Annotated in this window: 5 protein-coding genes and 2 pseudogenes; all 7 read right to left on the reverse strand. The window is 38.0% G+C overall.

Going from position 1 to position 7,776, the window contains the following annotated elements; translation table 11 throughout:
* Positions 1-41 precede the first annotated feature (41 nt).
* Complete coding sequence (gene hslV / locus AC1DTM_RS14370) at positions 42-584, reverse strand: ATP-dependent protease proteolytic subunit HslV (RefSeq protein ID WP_002014538.1); 543 nt, start codon at positions 582-584, stop codon at positions 42-44.
* A 42-nt stretch (positions 585-626) separates the two neighbouring features.
* Entirely contained in the window at positions 627-1,526 is a 900-nt protein-coding gene (xerC, locus tag AC1DTM_RS14375; protein ID WP_078172994.1) for a tyrosine recombinase XerC, read from the reverse strand.
* Positions 1,527-1,597: 71 nt separating this feature from the next.
* Positions 1,598-2,902 (reverse strand): FADH(2)-oxidizing methylenetetrahydrofolate--tRNA-(uracil(54)-C(5))-methyltransferase TrmFO, encoded by a 1,305-nt coding sequence (gene trmFO, locus AC1DTM_RS14380; RefSeq protein WP_002066796.1) that lies wholly within the window; start codon positions 2,900-2,902, stop codon positions 1,598-1,600.
* Between the two features lie 48 nt (positions 2,903-2,950).
* Positions 2,951-5,029, reverse strand: a complete 2,079-nt coding sequence (gene topA / locus AC1DTM_RS14385; protein ID WP_002160736.1) for a type I DNA topoisomerase — start codon at positions 5,027-5,029, stop codon at positions 2,951-2,953.
* Positions 5,030-5,173: 144 nt separating this feature from the next.
* A pseudogene (dprA, locus tag AC1DTM_RS14390) lies at positions 5,174-6,043 on the reverse strand (DNA-processing protein DprA).
* Between the two features lie 88 nt (positions 6,044-6,131).
* Positions 6,132-7,034, reverse strand: coding sequence for a succinate--CoA ligase subunit alpha (sucD, locus tag AC1DTM_RS14395; protein WP_016106000.1), 903 nt, complete (start codon positions 7,032-7,034; stop codon positions 6,132-6,134).
* Between the two features lie 19 nt (positions 7,035-7,053).
* Positions 7,054-7,776 (reverse strand): annotated as a pseudogene (gene sucC / locus AC1DTM_RS14400) (ADP-forming succinate--CoA ligase subunit beta); the annotation flags it as partial.

Below are 7,776 nucleotides of genomic sequence, written 5' to 3' on the forward strand. Positions count from 1 at the left end.
GAGTAAAATGTAAATGCATATAAAATGCCTCCCTTACGATTCTACAATTCTTCAACAATTATGTTATGGTTCGTATAAACACAAATATCGCCTGCAATTTCTAAACTGGCCTTCGCAATTTGTTTCGCTGTTAAATGTTCACTTGCATGTTGCTTTAAAGCACGACCAGCAGCAAGTGCATAATGTCCGCCTGAACCAATTGCTAAAATACCATCATCTGGTTCAATCACTTCTCCTGTACCTGAAACAAGGAGCATCGTTGTTTTATCCATGACAATGAGCATTGCTTCTAGCTGACGTAGCATTTTATCACCACGCCATTGTTTCGCCATCTCAACTGCAGCGCGCTGCAAGTTGCCATTATACTCTTCTAATTTCCCTTCAAACATTTCAAAAAGAGTAAATGCATCAGCAACTGATCCTGCAAAACCAGCTAAAACTTTCCCTTGGAAAAGTTTGCGAACTTTGCGAGCTGTATGTTTCATTACAACAGCATTCCCCATCGTTACCTGACCATCTCCAGCCATTGCACATTCTCCATTATGATGAACTGCAAATATCGTTGTAGCGTGGAAATTTCCCATAGAAAAAACTCCTTTATATGTTTTTATAGCCTTAAAAGCAATTTATGCCCGCGGGTGATGCTTCATGTACACAGAACGCAATCTTTCTTTAGAGACATGCGTATAAATTTGTGTCGTTGACAAATTCTCATGACCTAATAGCTCCTGCACAGTACGTAAATCCGCTCCTTCATCCAACATATGTGTAGCAAATGTATGCCTTAACATATGGGGACTTATCCGCATTGTAAGTGAAGCTTTCTTAATGAGTTCGTTCAAAACATAACGTACACCCTGATCTGTTAACGGCTTACCTTTCGCATTTAAAAATACCATATGAGATTGTTCTTCAGTCTTTTGAGCTAACTGTTTTCTCCCGTTCTCTATATAAGTAATTAAAGCATCTTGTGCATAGCTTCCGAACGGAATATATCTTTGTTTTTTCCCTTTTCCCATCACTAAAATTGTTCCCACTGCAAAGTCAATGTCGGTAAGTTGCAAATTAACGCATTCGCTTACACGAATCCCAGTTGCATACATCAACTCTAATAAAGCTTGATTCCTTTGACCTAATGGCGCCCCTGTATCAGAAACTTCAAACAATTCCTCTAACTCTTCAGCATATAAAAACTTTGGGATTGACAATTCTTTCTTGGGAAGTGATGCAAGTGCAAACGGATTATCTTTTTGATAACCTTCACGCATCAAAAAACGATATAAACTTCGTAAGCTTGATACTTTCCTTGCGACAGATTTACGGGCTAACTTCTGATCGTGCAACGTCGTCAAGTATAAACGAACATCCGCGTATGTAACATCTAAAAAAGAGGATATGCCTTCTCGCTCCATAAATTGCACAAAATGTTCTAAATCATTTTGATAACTTGCAATTGTATATTTTGAATAATTTCTTTCAATTTGTAAATATCCAACGAATAATTGTAACAAATTCTTCACATTCACATCCATATAACTCACCTCAATAAAGGCTACTAAATCGTATCACAACTTAGTAGCCTTTGCAAGAAATTTAATTAAATATTTACAAAATTTTGAATTGTTTCCAAAGCGCGTGTAGCATATGCTTCATTTCGCTCTTGTTTCTTTTTAATTTTCTTCTCTAACGGTGTAAATAAACCGAAGTTTGCATTCATTGGCTGGAAGTTTTTCGCATTTGTCGCAGTAATATAATTTGCCATACTTCCCATTGCAGTTACAGGTGGTAATACAACTGGCTCTTCACCTTGTACAAGTCGAGCAGCGTTAATACCCGCTAATAATCCTGATGCTGCTGATTCAACATAACCCTCTACCCCAGTCATTTGACCAGCGAAGAATAAATCATCACGTTGTTTATATTGATATGTTGGACGAAGCAAATTAGGCGAATTAATAAACGTATTACGATGCATTACACCATAACGTACAATCTCTGCGTTTTCTAGTCCTGGAATTAGCTGTAACACTTCTTTTTGTGGCCCCCACTTTAAATGTGTTTGGAAGCCTACAATATTGTATAATGTTCCTGCTGCATCATCTTGACGTAACTGAACAACCGCATACGGTGTTTTCCCTGTTTTCGGATCTTCTAACCCAACAGGCTTCATCGGTCCAAATACTAACGTCTGTCTTCCTCTACTTGCCATAACTTCTACTGGCATACAACCTTCAAAGAAAATTTCTTTTTCAAATTCTTTTAAAGGCACTGTCTCAGCAGCAATTAAAGCCTCATAAAAACGATCAAACTCTTCTTCTGTCATTGGACAGTTTAAATATGCCGCTTCACCTTTATCATAACGAGATTTTAAATATACTTTATTCATGTCAATGCTGTCTTTCTCAACGATTGGCGCTGCAGCATCATAGAAATAAAAATAATCTTCACCTGTTAGTTTTTTTAATTGTGCAGAAAGATCCGGAGACGTAAGTGGACCTGTCGCAATAACAGTTGGCCCCTCTGGAATTTCAGTGATTTCCTCATTCATTACAGTTACGTTCGGATGATTTTTCACATATTCAGTCACTTTCGCCGCGAATTCATGACGATCTACAGCTAAAGCACCTCCTGCTGGTACAGAGCACTCATCAGCTGCACGAATAATGACAGAATCCATTAGGCGCATTTCTTCTTTAATAACACCGACAGCATTTGTTAATGTGTTTGCGCGAAGTGAGTTACTACATACTAATTCAGCAAATTTATCTGTATGATGAGCTGGTGTTTGCCTTACTGGTCTCATTTCATATAATTTTACTTGGACACCACGCTTTGCAATTTGGTAAGCTGCTTCGCTTCCTGCAAGACCTGCGCCAATGACGTTTACTACTTGTGTTGTCATATATATCACCTTTCCTTTTCTTCCCGAAAAAAATGTGAGCAGTTACGCTCACATTTGTTGTTCTTCTTCATAATCACACGAAACACATTGTACTTGCACGCCTTTTTTCAACTTTTTCTCTACGAGCATACTTTCACACTTCGGACATTTACGACCAATCGGCTTGTCCCAAGATACAAAGTCACATTCTGGATACGTACCGCATCCATAGAAAAGGCGTTTCTTTTTATTACTACGGCGTTCAATAATTTGCCCTTTATCACACTTCGGACAAGTAACACCGATTTCTTTTACAATCGGTTTTGTATTACGACATTCCGGGAAATTCGAACAAGCCATGAACTTCCCATATTTACCCATTTTAAAGACCATCGGGTGACTACATAATTCACAGTCTTCCCCAGCTGGTTCATCTTTAATTTCCACTTCACGCATTTCTTTTTCCGCTTTTTCTAAGCGCGGTTCAAATCCTACGTAGAAATCATCAACAATTTTCACCCAATTTGCATTTCCTTCTTCTACTTCATCAAGGCTTTGCTCCATATTGGCAGTAAATTCAATGTTAATAATTTCTGGGAAAAACTCTAAAATAAGTTCGATTACTATTCCACCAAGCTCAGTCGGAACGAAGCGTTTATTATCTAAAGCAACGTATCCTCGTTTTTGGATTGTTTCAAGTGTCGGTACATAAGTAGACGGTCTCCCAATTCCAAGCTCTTCAAGTGTTCTTACTAGACGAGCCTCTGTATAACGCGGCGGAGGCTGTGTGTAATGTTGCTTCGGCTCTATATCTTTTGAAAATACAGTTTCACCTACTTCTAAAGGTGGCAACATCTTATCCTTTTCTTCCGCACCATCATCTTTCGACTCTACGTACACTTTCATAAATCCTGGGAACTTTACAACTGATCCACTTGCACGGAACTGAACATTGTTATTAATGAGTTTCGCTGTAACAGTATCCATTATAGCAGATGCCATTTGACTTGCAACAAATCGCTCCCAAATCAGTTTATACAAACGGAGTTGATCACGACTTAAGAAACTTTTTAGTTCCTCTGGCTTTCTCATTACCGAAGTAGGACGAATCGCCTCATGCGCATCTTGTGCTTTCGACTTTTTCGTTTCTTTCTTCTTCTCTGTTCCTATGTATTCCGCACCAAACGCCTCAGTAATGTAATCACGAGCCTCTGTTTGAGCTGTTTCTGAGATACGTGTTGAATCAGTTCTCATATACGTAATAAGACCTACAGTCCCTTGTTTTCCAAGATCCATCCCTTCATACAGCTGCTGTGCAAGCATCATTGTTTTCTTTGCTCGCATATTTAACTTACGCGCTGCCTCTTGTTGCAAGGAAGATGTTGTAAACGGTAATGCAGGGTTACGCTTTCGCTCTTTTCGCGTTACATTTTCAACCGAAAACGCATTGTCTTTCATCTTTTCGATTATTTCGTTCACTTGTGCTTCGTTCGTTAATTGAACTTTTTCACCATCTACGCCGTAAAAGCTTGCTTCAAATGTGTCTTTCCCTTTCACAAATTCTGTTTTAATTGTCCAGAATTCTTCAGGTTCAAAACTTTGAATTTCTTTTTCACGTTCGATGATTAAACGAACTGCTACAGATTGTACGCGTCCTGCACTTAATCCTTTTTTTACTTTCTTCCATAATAAAGGACTAATATTGTAGCCAACAAGACGATCGAGTATACGCCTTGCCTGTTGTGCATCTACTAAATCCATATTAATTGCACGAGGATATTTAAATGATTCTTTTATTGCATCTTTTGTAATCTCATTAAATACAACTCGGCAATCTGATTCAACGTCCACATTTAACGTATTTGCTAAATGCCAAGCAATTGCTTCTCCTTCACGATCCGGATCGGCCGCGAGATAGACTTTCTTTGCTTTTTTTGCCGCTGATTTTAAATCTTTTAAAACGGGACCCTTACCACGAATGGTAATATACTTCGGGGTGAAGTTATTCTTTACTTCTATCCCCATTTGGCTTTTAGGTAAATCGCGGACATGTCCCATGGACGCGACGACTTTGTATTTTTTCCCTAAATATTTTTCAATGGTCTTCGCCTTAGAAGGCGACTCCACGATTACGAGGTAATCTGACATGCTAGTGCCTCCTTAAGAGGTGGATTCAAGTCTTCATCAATCTTATTGATTTCTCTTGTTTTTGTCAATCAAGAATGAATATACCATACAGCGACAATCTACCATTTGTCAATAATTGTTTAATAAAAACATGAAAATATATGGTTAATTTAAAATTTCTTCAAGGATATCCTCCGCATTTCTTACTAGCTTTGCGCCTTGTTGAATTAGATGATTCGTTCCCGCTACACTCTCTATAAATATAGGTCCAGGAAGCGCAAACACCTCTCTATTTTGTTCTAATGCAAGGTCTGCAGTAATAAGGGATCCACTTCTCGTTTTTGCTTCTACAACTAAAACACCTTTACTTATACCGCTAATAATTCGATTTCTTTTTGGGAAATATCATTTTTTCGGCACATAATGAGGCGGATACTCTGTCAATAACAATATATAATCTTTCCACGTGTCATATAAACCTCTATTCTCCTTTGGATACATATAAGATAATCCGTGTCCTAATATTGCAATAGTCGGGCAATGCTGCCTTACTGTAACTTCATGAGCAATTGTATCTATCCCTCTTGCAAACCCACTAACAATAAGCCATTCTTTTTCAAGTAAAGGTTGTAAAATAAACTTCACACTCTCCTTTCCATATAAAGACGGTTCTCTCGTTCCAACAATTGCTAATTTATTTATCTTGCCAAGAAAATCTCTCTCTCCTTTTCCGTATAAAACAAAAGGGGGATCTTGTATTTCCTGCAGTAGTTGCGGATAATCCTCATCCCATATGGTTATATAAAATATTCGATTTTTTTCTAAATAGGATACATATTGCTTTAGATTTGAAGTCTGAAGGAAATTTACTAGTTCTGAAGATTTTTTCGGGGATATTCCAGCGTAATATTCAAATTGTTTCGGACTAAAAGTGTATACTCCCTTCAGTTCTGGATCAACATATAGTAGTCTCTCCATCGCCTTCCAATGATCCGCCAACATGTAATGAAGGTGCAATAAACGTTMTCTTTTCATCTCAATTCTCCTTACMCATAATTTTTATTATGTAAACAAAAAATGTGTAAAAAGACACCCTCTAATAAGAAGGTGTCTTTCAAAAAGATTAGTAGTTTTTGCAAGTCTCAAATAATCCCTTTTCTTTTAAAACAGAGATTAATGTTTCACCCATAACAGCTGGTGTTTCCGCTACTTTAATACCACAAGCTTCCATTGTTTTAATCTTTTCAGCAGCAGTTCCTTTGCCGCCAGAAATAATCGCCCCAGCATGACCCATACGTTTGCCTTCAGGCGCAGTTTGACCGCCAATGAAGCCTACAACTGGTTTTGTCATATTAGCTTCTACCCACTCAGCTGCCTCTTCTTCTGCCGTACCGCCGATTTCACCAATCATAATTACAGCATGCGTTTCTTCATCTTCATTAAATGCTTTTAACGCATCAATAAAGTCCGTACCATTAACAGGGTCTCCGCCGATACCTACAGCAGTAGATTGGCCAATACCTTCTTGTGTTAACTGATGTACAGCTTCATACGTTAATGTACCAGAGCGAGATACGATACCAACATGACCTTTTTTGTGAATATATCCTGGCATAATACCAATTTTACATTCGTCAGGTGTAATAACACCAGGGCAGTTTGGTCCAAGTAAACGTGTATGTTTACCCGCCATATATCTCTTAACGTTTACCATATCTAATACAGGGATTCCTTCAGTAATACATACTACTAAATCAATCTTTGCATCAACAGCTTCCATAATTGCATCAGCCGCAAAAGCGGGTGGAACGTATACAACTGAAGCGTTTGCGCCTGTTGCTTTCACAGCATCTTCTACTGTATCAAATACTGGTACGCCTTCAATATCAGTGCCACCTTTACCTGGTGTTACACCACCTACAATTTTCGTACCGTATTCAATCATTTGCTTTGTATGGAATAACCCTTGAGAACCTGTAATACCTTGAACAATAACTTTTGTATCTTTATTAACTAATACGCTCATTTTTCTCCCCCGCTTTCTATTAGCCCACTAGTGAAACAATTTTTTGTGCACCGTCTGCCATAGATTCTGCTGCAACAATATTTAAACCAGACTCATTTAAAATTTTCTTTCCTAACTCTACGTTTGTACCTTCAAGACGTACAACTAAAGGCAACTCAAGACCTACCTGCTTCGTTGCTTCAATAACACCTTCTGCGATAACATCACACTTCATAATGCCACCAAAAATGTTAACGAAGATACCTTTTACATTTTTGTCAGAAAGGATAATTTTGAATGCTTCTGTAACTTTTTCAGCTGTTGCGCCGCCACCAACATCTAAGAAGTTAGCTGGGTCACCATGGTAATGTTTAATGATATCCATTGTAGCCATTGCTAAACCTGCACCATTAACCATACAACCGATATTTCCATCTAAAGGAATGTAGTTTAAGTCATATTTAGAAGCTTCAATTTCTTTTGAATCTTCTTCTTCAAGGTCACGAAGTTCTAAAATATCTTTATTGCGATATAACGCATTAGAATCAAAGTTTAATTTTGCATCTAACGCCATAACTTTACCGTCACCTGTTGTAACAAGTGGATTAATCTCAGCGATAGAGCAATCTTTTTCGATAAACGCACTGTATAAGCCCATCATAAACTTCACAGCTTGTCCTACAAGTTCTTTTGGAATATTGATGTTAAACGCGATTCGACGCGCTTGGAAACCTTGTAAACCTACTGCTGGATCAATATATTC

It is taken from the genome of Bacillus sp. P4_D3, from assembly GCF_056401855.1.